At 66.7% G+C, this 14,065-nt stretch carries 17 protein-coding genes; 9 read left to right on the forward strand and 8 right to left on the reverse strand.

What is annotated here, in order from left to right:
- Positions 1-2: 2 nt before the first annotated feature.
- From V5F63_RS09215 to V5F63_RS09235, 5 genes are all read right to left on the reverse strand, one after another.
- Entirely contained in the window at positions 3-701 is a 699-nt protein-coding gene (locus V5F63_RS09215; protein ID WP_394029354.1) for a lysophospholipid acyltransferase family protein, read from the reverse strand.
- Between the two features lie 59 nt (positions 702-760).
- The gene (locus V5F63_RS09220) at positions 761-1,006 is read right to left on the reverse strand and encodes a DUF4170 domain-containing protein (RefSeq protein ID WP_168456440.1); all 246 of its coding nucleotides are present in this window, start codon (positions 1,004-1,006) and stop codon (positions 761-763) included.
- Entirely contained in the window at positions 1,003-1,854 is an 852-nt protein-coding gene (locus V5F63_RS09225; protein WP_394029353.1) for a 3'(2'),5'-bisphosphate nucleotidase CysQ, read from the reverse strand. The genes V5F63_RS09220 and V5F63_RS09225 overlap by 4 nt, the downstream gene beginning before the upstream one ends.
- An 85-nt stretch (positions 1,855-1,939) precedes the next feature.
- Entirely contained in the window at positions 1,940-2,905 is a 966-nt protein-coding gene (gene ubiA / locus V5F63_RS09230) for a 4-hydroxybenzoate octaprenyltransferase (RefSeq protein ID WP_209488753.1), read from the reverse strand.
- 10 nt (positions 2,906-2,915) lie between these two features.
- Entirely contained in the window at positions 2,916-3,398 is a 483-nt protein-coding gene (locus tag V5F63_RS09235) for a hypothetical protein (RefSeq protein ID WP_209488754.1), read from the reverse strand.
- Between the two features lie 428 nt (positions 3,399-3,826).
- Here V5F63_RS09235 and V5F63_RS09240 point away from each other — a divergent pair, with 428 nt between their 5' ends.
- From V5F63_RS09240 to V5F63_RS09260, 5 genes are all read left to right on the forward strand, one after another.
- Positions 3,827-5,587: an acetolactate synthase 3 large subunit gene (locus V5F63_RS09240; protein WP_394102237.1), complete on the forward strand. Its 1,761-nt coding sequence runs from the start codon at positions 3,827-3,829 to the stop codon at positions 5,585-5,587.
- 183 nt (positions 5,588-5,770) lie between these two features.
- Positions 5,771-6,286, forward strand: a complete 516-nt coding sequence (gene ilvN / locus V5F63_RS09245; protein ID WP_169121281.1) for an acetolactate synthase small subunit — start codon at positions 5,771-5,773, stop codon at positions 6,284-6,286.
- Between the two features lie 148 nt (positions 6,287-6,434).
- Positions 6,435-7,454: a ketol-acid reductoisomerase gene (gene ilvC / locus V5F63_RS09250; protein WP_394029350.1), complete on the forward strand. Its 1,020-nt coding sequence runs from the start codon at positions 6,435-6,437 to the stop codon at positions 7,452-7,454.
- Positions 7,455-7,585: 131 nt separating this feature from the next.
- The gene (locus tag V5F63_RS09255; RefSeq protein WP_394029349.1) at positions 7,586-7,900 is read left to right on the forward strand and encodes a BrnT family toxin; all 315 of its coding nucleotides are present in this window, start codon (positions 7,586-7,588) and stop codon (positions 7,898-7,900) included.
- 19 nt (positions 7,901-7,919) lie between these two features.
- On the forward strand, positions 7,920-8,057 hold the full coding sequence (locus V5F63_RS09260; RefSeq protein WP_394029348.1) for a hypothetical protein: 138 nt from the start codon (positions 7,920-7,922) through the stop codon (positions 8,055-8,057).
- A 17-nt stretch (positions 8,058-8,074) separates the two neighbouring features.
- On the opposite strand, the gene V5F63_RS09265 is transcribed toward V5F63_RS09260, so the two are convergent.
- The 3 genes from V5F63_RS09265 to V5F63_RS09275 form a co-directional block, all read right to left on the reverse strand.
- Entirely contained in the window at positions 8,075-8,554 is a 480-nt protein-coding gene (locus V5F63_RS09265) for a YybH family protein (RefSeq protein ID WP_394102238.1), read from the reverse strand.
- A gap of 62 nt (positions 8,555-8,616) precedes the next feature.
- Positions 8,617-9,264 carry a cysteine dioxygenase family protein gene (locus tag V5F63_RS09270; RefSeq protein ID WP_394102239.1) on the reverse strand — a complete coding sequence of 216 codons (648 nt, stop codon included), beginning with the start codon at positions 9,262-9,264 and terminating at the stop codon, positions 8,617-8,619.
- Positions 9,227-9,952 carry an alpha/beta hydrolase gene (locus V5F63_RS09275; RefSeq protein WP_394102240.1) on the reverse strand — a complete coding sequence of 242 codons (726 nt, stop codon included), beginning with the start codon at positions 9,950-9,952 and terminating at the stop codon, positions 9,227-9,229. The genes V5F63_RS09270 and V5F63_RS09275 overlap by 38 nt, the downstream gene beginning before the upstream one ends.
- A 357-nt stretch (positions 9,953-10,309) precedes the next feature.
- Here V5F63_RS09275 and V5F63_RS09280 point away from each other — a divergent pair, with 357 nt between their 5' ends.
- The 4 genes from V5F63_RS09280 (at position 10,310) to V5F63_RS09295 (ending at position 13,973) form a co-directional block, all read left to right on the forward strand.
- Positions 10,310-11,071 (forward strand): FadR/GntR family transcriptional regulator, encoded by a 762-nt coding sequence (locus tag V5F63_RS09280; RefSeq protein WP_209490430.1) that lies wholly within the window; start codon positions 10,310-10,312, stop codon positions 11,069-11,071.
- A gap of 126 nt (positions 11,072-11,197) precedes the next feature.
- Positions 11,198-12,052: an ABC transporter ATP-binding protein gene (locus tag V5F63_RS09285; protein WP_394029344.1), complete on the forward strand. Its 855-nt coding sequence runs from the start codon at positions 11,198-11,200 to the stop codon at positions 12,050-12,052.
- A complete protein-coding gene (locus V5F63_RS09290) occupies positions 12,052-12,930 on the forward strand; it encodes a branched-chain amino acid ABC transporter permease (protein ID WP_209488758.1) in 879 nt (292 codons plus the stop codon). The genes V5F63_RS09285 and V5F63_RS09290 overlap by 1 nt, the downstream gene beginning before the upstream one ends.
- Entirely contained in the window at positions 12,930-13,973 is a 1,044-nt protein-coding gene (locus V5F63_RS09295; protein ID WP_394102241.1) for a branched-chain amino acid ABC transporter permease, read from the forward strand. The genes V5F63_RS09290 and V5F63_RS09295 overlap by 1 nt, the downstream gene beginning before the upstream one ends.
- Positions 13,974-14,065: the final 92 nt, after the last annotated feature.

Here is a 14,065-nt window from a genome sequence, read left to right on the forward strand (position 1 = left end):
CTTCATCGACGCGTGGTCCGCGCGGCCAGCGCCTCGGCCCGGCGGGTCACGTCCTCAAGGCTGGCCTGCACCTGATCGCGGGCCGCGAGGAGGCCGGCGTCGTCCACGTCACGGGCCACCCAGATGGGGGCTCCGGCGACGGCGGCGCCCTTCCCGAACGGCAGGTTCAGGCTGGCACGGTCCCAGCTCTTCAGGGTGATGCGATTTCGGGTCGCCATGGCGATCGGGATGATAGGGCGTCCCGAGTAGCGTGCAATGGTAACGACGCCCATGCCCACCTTGCGGGCGATCTTGGGGACATCGGCGGTCATCGCCACATTGATGCCTTCCGCAAGGGTATCGAGCATCTGATAGGTGGCGGAAACCGCCCCCTTGCGGTGGAAGTCGCGCCTGGAGGTGGCGCCGGAGCCGCGAATGGTCCCGACGCCGAGCTTCTCGGCGGCGATGGCGTTGATCTCCGCATCCGCATGGCGGGAGATCAGCACCTTGGCCTTGTGGTGGGGCTTCATGGCGAACGGCGTGAGGAAATGCTGCCCGTGCCAGAAGGTGACGATCACCGGCAGGTGCTCGTCGATGGTCTCGAAGACGTCTGGCGGCTCGATGACGAAGTCGCTCGTCCGCGCCACGAGCTTGAAATAGGACGCAAACGTCGTTCCCGCTGCCACCTTGAAGGCGCGGTTGGTCCTCAGTCGCCGCCACATCTATGGTTTGCCCACTGTTGTTGCGTCCTGCCCGGTGGGCAGGACGAGGGACCCGATGCTCACCCGCCCTGAACCTTGCCGGTTTCCGGATCAAGGAGGCGGTGGAGATGTACCACGAAGTAGCGCATCAGGGCGTTGTCCACGGTCTGCTGCGCCTTCGCCTTCCAGGCGGCCGCGGCGCTGGCATAGTCGGGATAAATGCCGACGATGTCGAGCTTGGTGAGATCCTTGAATTCGGTGCTGTCGATCGCGGTCAATTCCCCGCCGAACACAAGGTGGGGCAACTGCTTCTTCGTCTCAGTCATGGCGTATCCAATGCGGCTTTGAAAGAAACGGGTGCGCCCATGGCCTCAAGCGCGACCGGGTGCAGCGGAGCACCGGCGCAGACGAGGGGGGCGTGGCTCGGGACGGGCGCATTGTAGCGCAAGGGCGCCCCGTCATGGCCGGTGAGGCGGCCCTGGGCCTCGCTCACCACCAGATCGGCGGCGGCCAGATCCCAGTCGTTGGAATTGCCGCCGGCAAGGGCGACATCGATCTCCGCCGTCGCCACCCGCGCGAGGCGCAGCGCCAGCGAGCGGATGCGCGGCAGGCGCTCGATGGGCGCGGCGCGGGCCATGCGGTCGAGATCGGCCGGCGGGCCGGCGACCCGTGCGCCGTCCAGCCGCGCACGGGGCGATACGGCGAGGGGGCGGCCGTTGCGGAAGGCGCCCGCGCCGGCAATGGCCGTGAACATCTCGTCGGTGGCGGGAGCGAACAAGGCGGCGGCGACAGGACGCCCCTCCACCACCAACGCCACGGACACCGCCCAGTCGCTGCCCGCCGCCATGAAGGCGCGGGTGCCGTCGATGGGGTCCACCACCCACAGCCGCCGGGCGGACAGGCGCGCGGGCGTATCGGCCGATTCCTCGGACAGCCAGCCGGCAGCCGGATCGAGCGCCGTCAGATGCTGCCGCAGGAAGGCGTCCACCGCCATGTCGGCCTCGGTGACGGGGGAATCGTTGCCCTTCGTCCAGGTCTTCACGCCGGCCGCGAACATGCCGCGCGCCATCTCACCGGCCTCGGCCACGGTCGCGACCATACGGCGGGCAAAGGCATCGTCGATGGCGATCCGGGGATGATCCCCGCCGCCGGCGCGCGTCGGTTCGGTGCTCATTGCCCTGCCAGATAGGGGCGTAGACGCCGCGAGGCAAGCCACCTGATGCTGCACCGCGTCAATCGGACCGCCCTCCGGCTTGCCCTTACGGCAAGAGAGGCAGGATGGTGTTGGGCAGGAGGGTGTCGAGGGCGAGGCCCGCAAACAGGATGAGCCCGGCGTCGCGATTCGACTTAAAGACGGCGAGGCAGCGCTCGGGATCATCAATGTCGAGACGGCGCACCTGCATCCACAGGTGAAGGGCGAATCCGATCAGGCCGAGGTAGGCAAACGGCCCCACCGGCACCGACATGAGCGCCCCCGCGAACAGGAACACCACCAGCACATAGCACAGGGAGACGGCGAGCCCCGTGCTGCGCCCGAACAGCAACGCGGTGGAGCGGACGCCGACGATGGCGTCGTCCTCCTTGTCCTGATGGGCATAGATGGTGTCGTAGGCGAACACCCACAGCACCGAGCCGGCGAACAGCAGCAGCGCCGGGTCCGCGATGGTGCGCATCACGCTCGCCCAGCCCATCAGCGCGCCCCACGAGAAGGCGATGCCGAGAATGAGCTGCGGCACCGAGGTCACGCGCTTCATCAGCGGGTAGACCGCCACCACGCCGAGGGAGGCGATGCCCGTGACGATGGCGAAATGCGGCAGGGACAGAAGAACCGCCAGCCCGATGAGGGCCTGAACCACGAGAAAGGCGAAAGCCGCGGGAACGCTCACCTGGCCGGAGGCGATGGGCCGGCCGCGCGTGCGCGCCACCTGCCGGTCGATCTTGCGGTCGAGAATGTCGTTCCAGGTGCAGCCCGCCCCGCGCATGGCGACGGCGCCGATGGCGAACAGCACCAGCAGCTTCACCGAAGGGTAGGGATCGTCATTGGCGATGGCGGCAAGCGCGGTGGACCACCAGCAGGGCAACAGCAGAAGCCAGGAGCCGATCGGGCGGTCCATCCGCGCGAGTCGCAGGTATGGACGCACCGGGCCTGGAGCGATGCGCTCCACCCAGTTACCGCGCGGGGCATCGGCAATCTGCGGGGCGGCAGCCCCTTCGCGGGCACTCAATACGGCAACCTCACTTCAGCGCGTTGCCGTTGAGCGTACCGAACACGCCGGAGTTCTTTTCCGCGTTGACGCTGTAGCCGGTGGTGATGCCGAGCGCGCTGGACATGGAGCCCTGCGGCGGGGGCTTGTTGGGTCCGCCGACGCCGGTCGCGCCATTGGCGGCGGCTTCGCAGATCTTGTTGCGCAGATCGGCGGTCTTTTTGTTGGAGGCGGCGGCCTGATCGATGGCCTGCTGGGGAACCTGACACCAGTCCTTGTTGTCGGTCAGGAACTTCACCCACTTCTGCTCGGCCGCGGCATAAGCGCGGAACGCGGGGCAGAGCACCTGCGGGTTCTTTTCCTTCTTGCTCACGACCGACTGCAGGGCCTTGCCCTTTTCCTCCAGTTCACCGCGAACCGACGCGACATCGCTCTGGCAGTCCGCCAGCGCGACGCCGGCAGACAGCGCAGTTGCGAGCAGAGTGGCCGAGATCGCGAGCGTGAACTTCTTCATGAGGCAGCGCCCCTCCTCATCGGGGTCCTTCGGGACCACAGGTTTGATATACAGACCCCCAACTTTGGGCAATATCACGGCGGAAGCTGCGGAAAGCTACAACACATTCCCTAACGGAGTGCATCGACGCTTGACGGCCCTGCTCCTCATGGGTAATTTCGCGCAACTTTTGAAAGGGACGGCGCCGACATGCGCAAGATCGTTATTCTTCTCGTAGGGTGGTGCGCCACTTTCCGTCCGGCCTGAGGCTGCGACGAACGAGGTGGCGCGTGACGAGGGGCCTTCGGGCCCCTTCGTCGTTTCTGAGCCGGGGCGCCGGCGCGGAATTTTTGAGATCGAGCCGGGCCGCAGGCCGGGTTGAGACAGCGACAGAAGTCCGGCGGAGCCCGCCGGCCGGGACCGGCAAGGATCCCGCAGGGAGTTGGGCCATGAGCAAGCAGATGACCGGCGCCGAGATGGTGATCCAGGCCTTCGCCGACCAGGGCGTCGAGCACATCTTCGGCTATCCCGGCGGCGCGGTGCTGCCGATCTATGACGCGCTGTTCCACCAGAACCACATCGAGCACATCCTGGTGCGCCACGAGCAGGCGGCGGTGCATTCGGCCGAGGGCTATGCCCGCTCCTCCGGCAAAGTTGGCGTGGTGCTCGTCACCTCCGGCCCCGGCGCGACCAACGCTGTCACCGGCCTCACCGACGCGCTGATGGATTCCATCCCGATCGTCTGCATCACCGGACAGGTCGCGACCCACCTCATCGGCAACGACGCCTTCCAGGAATGCGATACGGTCGGCATCACCCGTCCCTGCACCAAGCACAACTATCTGGTGCGGGACGTGAATGATCTCGCGCGCACGCTGCATGAAGCCTTCTATGTCGCCCAGAACGGCCGGCCCGGTCCGGTGGTGGTGGACATTCCGAAGGACGTGCAGTTCGCCACCGGCACCTATGTCGGCCGCGAGAACATCCAGCACAAGACCTACCGCCCCAAGCTCGACGCCGAGGCGCCGCAGATCGCGGCGGCGGTGGAGCTGATCGCCGGCGCGAAGAAGCCGATCTTCTACACCGGCGGCGGCGTCATCAATTCCGGGCCGGAGGCGAGCCGCATCCTGCGCGAGCTGGCCCGCCTCACCGGCGTGCCCGTGACCTCCACGCTGATGGGCCTCGGCGCCTATCCGGCGGCCGACCGCCAGTGGCTCGGCATGCTGGGCATGCACGGCACCTATGAAGCCAACATGGCCATGCACGATTGCGACGTGATGGTCTGCATCGGCGCGCGCTTCGACGACCGCATCACAGGCCGCCTCGACGCTTTCGCGCCCTTCTCCAAGAAGATCCACATCGACATCGACCCCTCGTCCATCAACAAGAACGTCAAGGTGGACCTGCCCATCATCGGCGACTGCACCCGCGTGCTCGCCGACATGCTGGCCGCCTGGAAGGCGCGCAGCCTGAAGCTGGACAAGGCGGCGCTGGACGCCTGGTGGGCGCAGATCGACCGCTGGCGGGCGCGCAACTCGCTCGCCTACCGGCACTCGGACGAGATCATCAAGCCGCAATACGCCATCGAGCGGCTCTACAATCTCACCAAGGACAAGGACGTCTACATCTCCACCGAGGTGGGCCAGCACCAGATGTGGGCGGCGCAGTTCTTCCGCTTCGAGGAGCCGAACCGCTGGATGACCTCCGGCGGCCTCGGCACCATGGGCTACGGTCTGCCCGCCGCCATCGGCGCGCAGAAGGCGCATCCCGACGCCCTGTGCATCGACATCGCCGGCGAGGCCTCAATCCTCATGAACATGCAGGAGATGTCGACCGCCGTGCAGTTCGACCTGCCGGTGAAGATCTTCATCCTGAACAACAAGTACATGGGCATGGTGCGCCAGTGGCAGGAGCTGCTGCACGGCGGGCGCTACTCGCACTCCTATTCGGAGGCGCTCCCGGACTTCGTGAAGCTGGCCGACGCCTATGGCGGCGTGGGCATCCGCTGCGACAAGCCGGCCGATCTCGATGCGGCCATCGAGGAGATGATCGCCATCAAGCGGCCGGTGATCTTCGACTGCATCGTGGACCAGCAGGAGAACTGCTTCCCCATGATCCCGTCGGGCCGCGCCCACAACGAGATGATCCTCGGCGACATGGCGATCGATCTCGACGAGGCCATCACCGACGAGGGCAAGATGCTGGTGTGAGGCGGGCCCTCTCGCTTCCTCCCCTCTGCCCTTGCGGGAGAGGGGCCGGGGGTGAGGGGGATGCCGGGATATGGCCCGGCACCTGACGGACCGCGACATACCCCTCACCCCACCCCTCTCCCGCAAGGGGAGAGGGAGCCTCTTCTCGGCGCATCGCCGCCCCCATCTCCATTCGAGACTTCCATGCCCAATTCCTCCGAGCCCATCGAGCGCCACACCCTCTCCGTCCTGGTCGACAACGAGCCGGGCGTGCTGGCGCGCGTCATCGGCCTGTTCTCCGGCCGCGGCTACAATATCGACAGCCTCACGGTGTCCGAGGTGAGCCACGAGGGTCACCTCTCGCGCATCACCATCGTCACCACCGGCACGCCCATGGTGATCGAGCAGATCAAGAACCAGCTCGACCGCCTCGTGCCGGTGCACCGGGTGCGCGACCTCACGGTGGAGGCGAGTTCGCTGGAGCGGGAGCTGGCCATGGTGAAGGTGCGCGGCGTGGGCGAGGCCCGCGGCGAGGCGCTCCGGCTCGCCGAGGCCTTCCGCGCCCGCGTGATCGACGCGACCCGCGAGAGCTTCGTGTTCGAGATCACCGGCAAGTCGGACAAGATCGACCAGTTCGCTTGGCTCATGGAGCCGCTTGGCCTCGTGGAGGTGGCGCGCACCGGCGTGGTGGCCATCTCGCGCGGCCCCGAGGCCATGTGAGGACCGCGGCCTGAGCATGTGACCATTCGGAAACAGGCGTTCGCCGGCAGCGCTGCCGTGCGAAACGCCTGTTTTCATTTGCCGCGATCCGGTGCAAAGGAGCCGCGGCCATCCCCCAATTCAAGACAACGCCCACAAGGAGACCACCATGCGCGTTTATTACGATAGCGATGCCGACCTGAACCTGATCAAGGGCAAGAAGGTCGCCGTCATCGGCTATGGCAGCCAGGGCCATGCCCACGCGCTCAACATGCGCGACTCGGGCGTGAAGGATGTCATCATCGGCCTGCGTCCCGGCTCCGCCTCCGCCAAGAAGGCCGAGGCCGAGGGCTTCAAGGTGATGGCGCCCGCCGAGGCGGCCAAGATCGCCGACGTGGTGATGATGCTGACCCCCGACGAGCTGCAGGGCGACATCTATCGCGAGAGCCTCGCCGACAACATGAAGCACGGCGCGGCGCTGCTGTTCGCCCACGGCCTCAACGTCCACTTCAACCTCATCGAGCCCCGCAAGGACCTCGACGTGCTGATGGTCGCCCCCAAGGGCCCCGGCCACACCGTGCGCTCGGAGTACCAGCGCGGCGGCGGCGTGCCGACCCTCATCGCTATCGCCCAGGACGCCTCGGGCAACGCCCATGATCTCGGCCTCTCCTACGCTTCCGCCATCGGCGGCGGCCGCGCCGGCGTCATCGAGACGACCTTCAAGGAAGAGTGCGAGACCGACCTCTTCGGCGAGCAGGTGGTGCTCTGCGGCGGCCTCGTGGAGCTGATCCGCGCCGGCTTCGAGACGCTGGTGGAAGCCGGCTACGCCCCCGAGATGGCCTATTTCGAGTGCCTCCACGAGGTGAAGCTCATCGTCGACCTCATCTATGAGGGCGGCATCGCCAACATGAACTACTCCATCTCCAACACCGCCGAATACGGTGAATACGTCACCGGCCCCCGCATCATCACCGCCGAGACCAAGGCCGAGATGAAGCGCGTGCTGAACGACATCCAGTCCGGCAAGTTCACCCGCGACTGGATGCTGGAGAACAAGGTCAACCAGGCCTCCTTCAAGGCCACCCGCGCCCGCGTCAACGCCCACCCCATCGAGGAAGTCGGCGAGAAGCTGCGCGCCATGATGCCCTGGATCAAGGCCAAGGCGCTGGTGGACAAGACCAAGAACTGAGAACGGAATCCCCGTTATCCCCGGTATTGTCCACCTGTGAAAATGATCGGGGTGCAGAGGTGGATTTCCTTCGCCCATAAGTAGAGTCTCGGTTCTGTCGATGAAATGGCGGTGGATTCGCGAGACATTGCATGGGCGAGACCGACGACCTCGAATGGGATGACAAAAAGGACGGGGCGAACCGCGATCTGCGTGGTTTGCCCCTTCCTCTCGCCGCGCGCCTGTTCGACGGACGGCCGCGCGTCGACGACGTTTCGCCGAAGTCGCTCGATGGCGAGGTGCGTTTTGAGACGTTGGCCGAATATGAGGGGCGTGTGCTATTCTGCGTGTGGAAGTGGAACGGCGAACGGCGCCGCATCATTTCCCTGAGGATCGCCCATCGGAGTGAACGCCGTGCCTACCAAGAAGCAATTGGAAGAGGCCGATCGTCTCGCAAAGACGGTTGATTGGGCGAAGTTCGACGCCATGAGCGACGAAGAAATCCGCGCGCACTGGGCGTGGGACAAGGACATGACCTGGCCCACCGACGAGGAACTGGCCGAGTTCGATCTCGTCATCCCCGCCAAGAGCCGACGCAAGCCGCCCAAGGAGGCGGCGGAATAGCTCCCGCTCGAGCCTGATTATTTGCCGGCCGTCGCATCCTCTCCCGCGACCGGGAAGGCCATGTAGCGGGCGATGCGCCACATGCCGTCGGCTTCCCGGCGGAAGATGTCCATGCCTTCATCGCGGGACACCAGCCGGCCCTCCGGTCGCTCGGTGAGGATCCAGGTAAGACGGACCATCGCGAGGTCGCCGGACACCATGATGTCCTTGATGTCGAACGCATAGGCGAGCCTGCCGGGCGATTTCGCCAAAGCCTTCGCAATGCGCGCGCAGACGGCGGCCTTGTCGCCCGCCGGCGCGCCCTGCATGTCCGACTGGAGGTCCTGGGCGAACAATTCGCAGGTGGCCGCGGCATCGCCCCGGTTGAAGGCCTCGGTCCAGGCGGCGAGGCGGGCGCGGATGGCGGTCTCGGCGGCGCGATCCGCAACGGCGCGATCCTCGGCCAGCGTGATCGCAGGCGCGAGCAGCAGAGCAAGGATCAGAACGGCGCGGCGCATCTCTCACGTCTCCGATCGGCGCGCCGGTGACTAGAACACCCGCACCCACAATCCGGCAACCGTCAGTCCACGATGCGGGCCTGAATGGTCAGAATGTCCCACGCGGGCATGTCCGGAGGGTTGGCGTAGGCGGTCGTGAAGACGCCGCTGCGTCCATCCGGATCGATGGCGTGGCGCGCTAGCCCGCCGATCTCCGCGCCATGCACCTCGATGTGGATGGCCGGCGCGGTGGCGGAGCCGTTGGCGATGGCGAGGCCGTCGCCATCCTTCGCGACGAAGGCATCGACCATGCCCGCCATCAGCTGCTTCGCCGCCGCCCGTGCCGTCGGCGGCAAGCCTTCGGGAAGCGCGAAGCGCTGGCGCGCGACCTCACCCCGCAGCACCCCGGCCAACTCCCAGACCGGCTGCGCGCACAAGGGCAGGGCAGCGCCGGGGCCGAGCACGGTGGCGATCACCGTGAAGCGGGTCATCTGGTCTGCATAAAGCTGGTACTGGCGAAACGGCGCGCCGTCGAGGCGGGCGAAGGCGTCGGGCAGCCAGTCGTCCTGCGCCACCAGACGGGCCATGAGGTCGCGGCCTATCATCAGGATTTCGCGCGGATCGTCGGCCAGCTCCACCATGGACTGGATGTCCCAGCAAAAGCGCCGCAGCGGCTCGGGCGGGGCTCCCGCCTCAGTGGTCATGATCGTGGTCGCCGTGGTCATGGTCATCGCTCGCTTTCTTCGGCTTCACGAGGGCGGCCGTCAGCACGCTGCCGGCAGCGATGATGCCGTCGTCGTCCTCCCCATGGCCGAGGCCGGGCCGGCGCATGCTCTTCACCGGCAGGCCGAGGGCCTTCAGGCGGTCGCGGGTGGCGATCATGTCGGCGAGCGGCACCACCGCATCGTCCTCGCCATGGATGAACACCACCGGCGGCTGCGCGCGCGGCGCGCCGATGTCACGCGTCTCGGGCAGGGCACCGCCGAAGGCGATGATGACGGCGGGCGGCACGGCACGGCGCAGACCCACGTCGAGCGCCAGCATGGCCCCCTGCGAGAAGCCCACGAGGGCGAGATGGTCGCCCGGCAGGCGCCGTGCTGACAGCATTTCGTCGAGAAAGGCGTCGAGCAGCGGCGCGCTGGTCGTGAGGCCGGCGACGATGGTCTCGGTGGAAAAGCCTTCGCCGGGAAACCAGCGGCGGCCCGTCGCGGCCGGGAACGGCGCCTCGGCGGCAAGGAAATCCGCCTTTGGCAGTTCGGGCGCGAAGTTCAGCGCGAGGTCGATCACCTCCTGCCCGGAACTGCCCTCGGCATGGAGCAGCACCACGAGATAGACCGGCTTGCCGCAAGAGAGCGCGGCGATCTTTGGCCCGGCGGCGATGGCGGCCGTCATCAGGCCGTTGCCCGGAAGCTGGGGCAAGAGGCGCCATGTCGGGTTTGCGACGCGGTGCCAAGGCGTCCGGCCCGTTCGCATTCATCTTGTAAAACCAATGACATATTCACCTGCTGCGGCCGCGTGCCGGCGAACCCGGCCACCCAGCCGCAGCCGACGCAAGAACAGGGCCGGGAGAGCCTCAGCTTCCGGCGACCGCCAAGCGTGCGCCTGCGATGTCGCAATGCACAATATGTCGGTCCGAAGACAAAGATCGGTAAAAATGTACTAATATCAATCGACTAATAATACTCATCGCGACCACGAAATCGCCGTTGACAACCCCATGACCCAGAAATAGCCTTTTGTCCGACAAAGCGTCCTTTCGTGGATTTTCCGGTGCTCATGGAACGGTTCGACCGCATCAAGGTCCCCTCAGCCTACGAGATGGTTGCAGAGGCCATCGAGGCCGAGATCGTGTCCGGCCGGCTGCGGCCGGGGGACGAGATCGGCACCGAGGCGGCGCTGGTGCGGCAGTTCGGGGTGAACCGTTCCACCGTGCGCGAGGGCATCCGCGTGCTGGAGCAGGGTGGCCTCGTGCGGCGGGAGGCGAGCCGCAAGCTGTTCGTGTGCGAGCCGCACCCGGCGGCGCTCTCCACCCGCATCAGCCGCGCGCTGGTGCTGCAGGACGTGACCTTCCGCGAATTGTTCGACACCGCCATGGTGCTGGAGGTCGGCTCAGTCGAGGGCGCCGTCGTCCACGCGGATGAAGAGATGCTGGCCGCGCTGGAGGACAATCAGGAACGCCTTGAGGCAGCGGTGAACAATCCCGCCGTCATCGCGGAGCTGGATTCCGAATTTCACGCGCTCCTCGCGCGCGCCTGTGGCAACCGCGTGCTCGAAATGGCGCGCGAGCCCGCCGCTTTGCTGTTCTTTCCGTCCACGGAGATGATCTGCCGGCGGGTGCCCGAGGGCGCGCGGCGCATGGCGGAGGCGCACCGCTTCATCATCGAGGCCGTCAAGGCGCGCGACCTCGAACTCTCCCGTACCTGGATGCGCCGCCACCTGAACGACTGGCGCAAGGGGTTCATTCGGGCAGGCCGCGAGATCGACGCGCCCGTGGAACGCATCTTCGCGCGCTATGCGCTGAGCAAGTCGCAAGTTTGAGCTGAAGTAAAACCAAGACGATCGCCGGAAAACCGGCGGCTTTGGAGGGAATGCCTTGGAATACGTCAACTCGGTCCCCATGGCCGGGCGCCGCGGATGCGTCGGCTCGCGGCTGGGGAGGGCGGCATGAGCGCCGCTCCCGCCTCCGCGGCAACGCATGCGCCCCCCGCCGCGCATCTGGCGGTGGATGGACTCGGCCTATGGTTCGGCGGGCTGAAGGCGCTCACCGACGTGTCGTTCGAAGTGAAGCCCGGCACCATCACCGCCCTCATCGGCCCGAACGGGGCCGGCAAGACCTCGCTGTTCAACTGCATTTCGGGCTTCTACCGCCCGCGCGCCGGCATCATCCGGCTCGACGGCGCGGACATCACCCACACTCATCCCCCCGCGCGCGCCAAGGCCGGGCTTGCCCGGACCTTCCAGAACATCGCGCTCTTCAAGGGCATGACCGTGCTCGACAACATCAAGCTCGGCCGGCACGCCCACATGAAGACCAACCTGTTGCAGGCGCTGACCTATTGGGGCGCGGCCCGGGCCGAGGAGATGGAGCTGCGCGCTGAGGTGGAGCGGCAGATCATCGATTTCCTGGAGATCGACCACATCCGCAACAAGCCGGTCGCCTCGCTCTCCTACGGCCTCCAGAAGCGCGTGGAACTCGCCCGCGCGCTCGCCATGCGCCCGCGCCTTTTGATGCTGGACGAGCCCGTCGCCGGCATGAACCGGGAAGAGACCGAGGACATGGCCCGCTTCATCCTCGACGTGAAGGAAGAATGGGGCATCTCCATCCTCATGGTGGAGCACGACATGGGCATGGTGATGGACATCTCCGACCATGTGGTGGTGCTGAATTTCGGCAAGGTCATCGCGCAGGGGCTGCCGGCGCAGGTGCAAGCCAATCCCGAGGTCGCCGCCGCCTATCTCGGTTCGGGCGATCCGGCCGAACTGATGCGGCGCCTCGCGGGCGTGGGGGAGGCGGCCTGATGGATTGGCTCTTCTTCACCGAGGTGACGCTGGCGGGGCTCGGCTCCGGCGCATTGCTGTCGCTCACCGCACTGTCCTTCGTGCTCATCTACAAGGCGACGCGCGTCATCAATCTTGCGGTGGGCGAGATCTTGATGCTGGGCGGCTATCTCTTCTTCGCCTTCGTCACCGCCTTCGGGCTTTCGACCTGGCTTGCCATTCCGCTCGCCATCGCCGGGGGTGCGCTGTTCGGCTTCGTGGTGGAGCGCACCCTCATCCGCCCCATGCTGGGGGAAAGCTCCATCTCCGTGCTGATGCTGACGGTGGGTCTCGGGTCCGTGCTCATCGGCGCGACGGAATTGATCTGGAACACCGATCCGCGCGCGCTGCCGGACTTCATGGGGCAGGCGCCGGTGTTCATCGGCGAGGCGTATGTCTCGCGCAAGATCGCCATCGGCTTCGTCGTGTCGGCGCTGGTCATCGCCCTGTTCCTGCTGCTGTTCCGCTTCTGGCGCGGCGGCGTCGCCCTGCGCGCCACGGCGACCGACCAGGCGGCGGCCTATTCCTGCGGCATCAACGTGCCGGCGGTGTTCTCGCTGGCCTGGATGGTGGCCTGCGCCACCGCCGCCGGGGCGGGGCTGCTGGTGGGCGCCATCGGCGGCATCTCGCCCACCATGGGTGTGTTCGGCCTCTCGGCGCTGGTGGTGGTCATCATTGGCGGGCTGGACAGCGTGCTCGGCGCGCTCATCGGCGGCATCCTCATCGGCCTCGTGGAAGCCTGGGCCGGCACCTTCCTCGGCGGCGAGTACAAGCTCGTCACCACCTTCTCCATCCTCATCGCGGCGCTGATGATCCGGCCCTACGGCCTGTTCGGCACCGTGGAGATCGAGCGGCTCTGATGCGCATCGCCACCGCCAAGGAAACCTACATCGCCGACGAGGGCCTGCTCGTCACCGCCACGCAGCGGGCGTGGATGGGCGTGCTCCTCGCGATGCTGGTGCTCGCGCCCTTCGTGCTCAACCAATACTGGCTTTATCTGGCCTGCCTCGTCGCCATCAACGTGGCGAGCGCGACAGGACTCAACATCCTCACCGGCTATACCGGCCTCGTCAGCCTCGGGCAGGCGGCCTTCATGGCGGTGGGCGCCTATACGGTCGCCTTCTTCGAGGGGCAGGTGGGAACGCCGTTCCTCGTCAACATCATCGCCGCCGGCTTCGTGGCGGCTTTCGTGGGCGTGCTGGTCGGCATTCCGAGCCTCCGGGTTAAGGGGCTCTATCTTGCCATCGCCACCATCGCGGCCTCGGTGATCCTGCATTTCGTCTTCACCCACTGGGTGTCGGTGACGGGCGGCGTGCGCGGCATCAATGTCGCGCCCGCGCGGCTCTTCGGGCTGGAACTGGCGAGCCCGTTCGCGCTCTATTTCGTCATCGTGCCCATCACCTGCCTCATGGTGCTGGGCGCGGCCAACCTGTTCCGCACGCGCATCGGCCGCGCCTTCATCGCCATCCGCGACCGGGATATCTCGGCCGAGGTGCTGGGGATTCCGCTGCTCCGCTACAAGCTCATGAGCTTCGCCCTCTCGTCTTTCTACGCGGGCGTCGCGGGCGGCATGTGGGCCTATTTCTTCCGCGTGGTGACGCCGGAAAGCTTCCCCTTCGCCACCTCCATCTTCTTCCTCGCGGCGGTGATCGTGGGCGGGCTCGGCACCATCATCGGCTCGGTGCTGGGCGCGGCCTTCATGACGCTCATGCCGGAGCTGCTGAAATATGTGGTGGAGTGGCTCGCGCCCATCTTCCCCAATGCGGGCGCGGCGCTCTCGCCGGTGCGCACCATCGTGTTTGGCGCGCTCATCATCCTGTTCCTCGTTTTCGAGCCGCATGGACTGGCGGAAATGGTGCGCCGTGCGCGCCGCTTCTTCCATCTGTGGCCGTTCCGGACGTGAGGCGCACATGAAAAGCCCCTCGCATCACCGCCGTCATCCCCCGCCTTGTGCGTGGGATCCACCCGGCCGCGTGGCGGGTGTTTGAAACGAAG

This window comes from Xanthobacter wiegelii (assembly GCF_043193855.2).
In the GTDB taxonomy this organism is placed as follows: Bacteria; Pseudomonadota; Alphaproteobacteria; order Rhizobiales; family Xanthobacteraceae; genus Xanthobacter; species Xanthobacter flavus_A.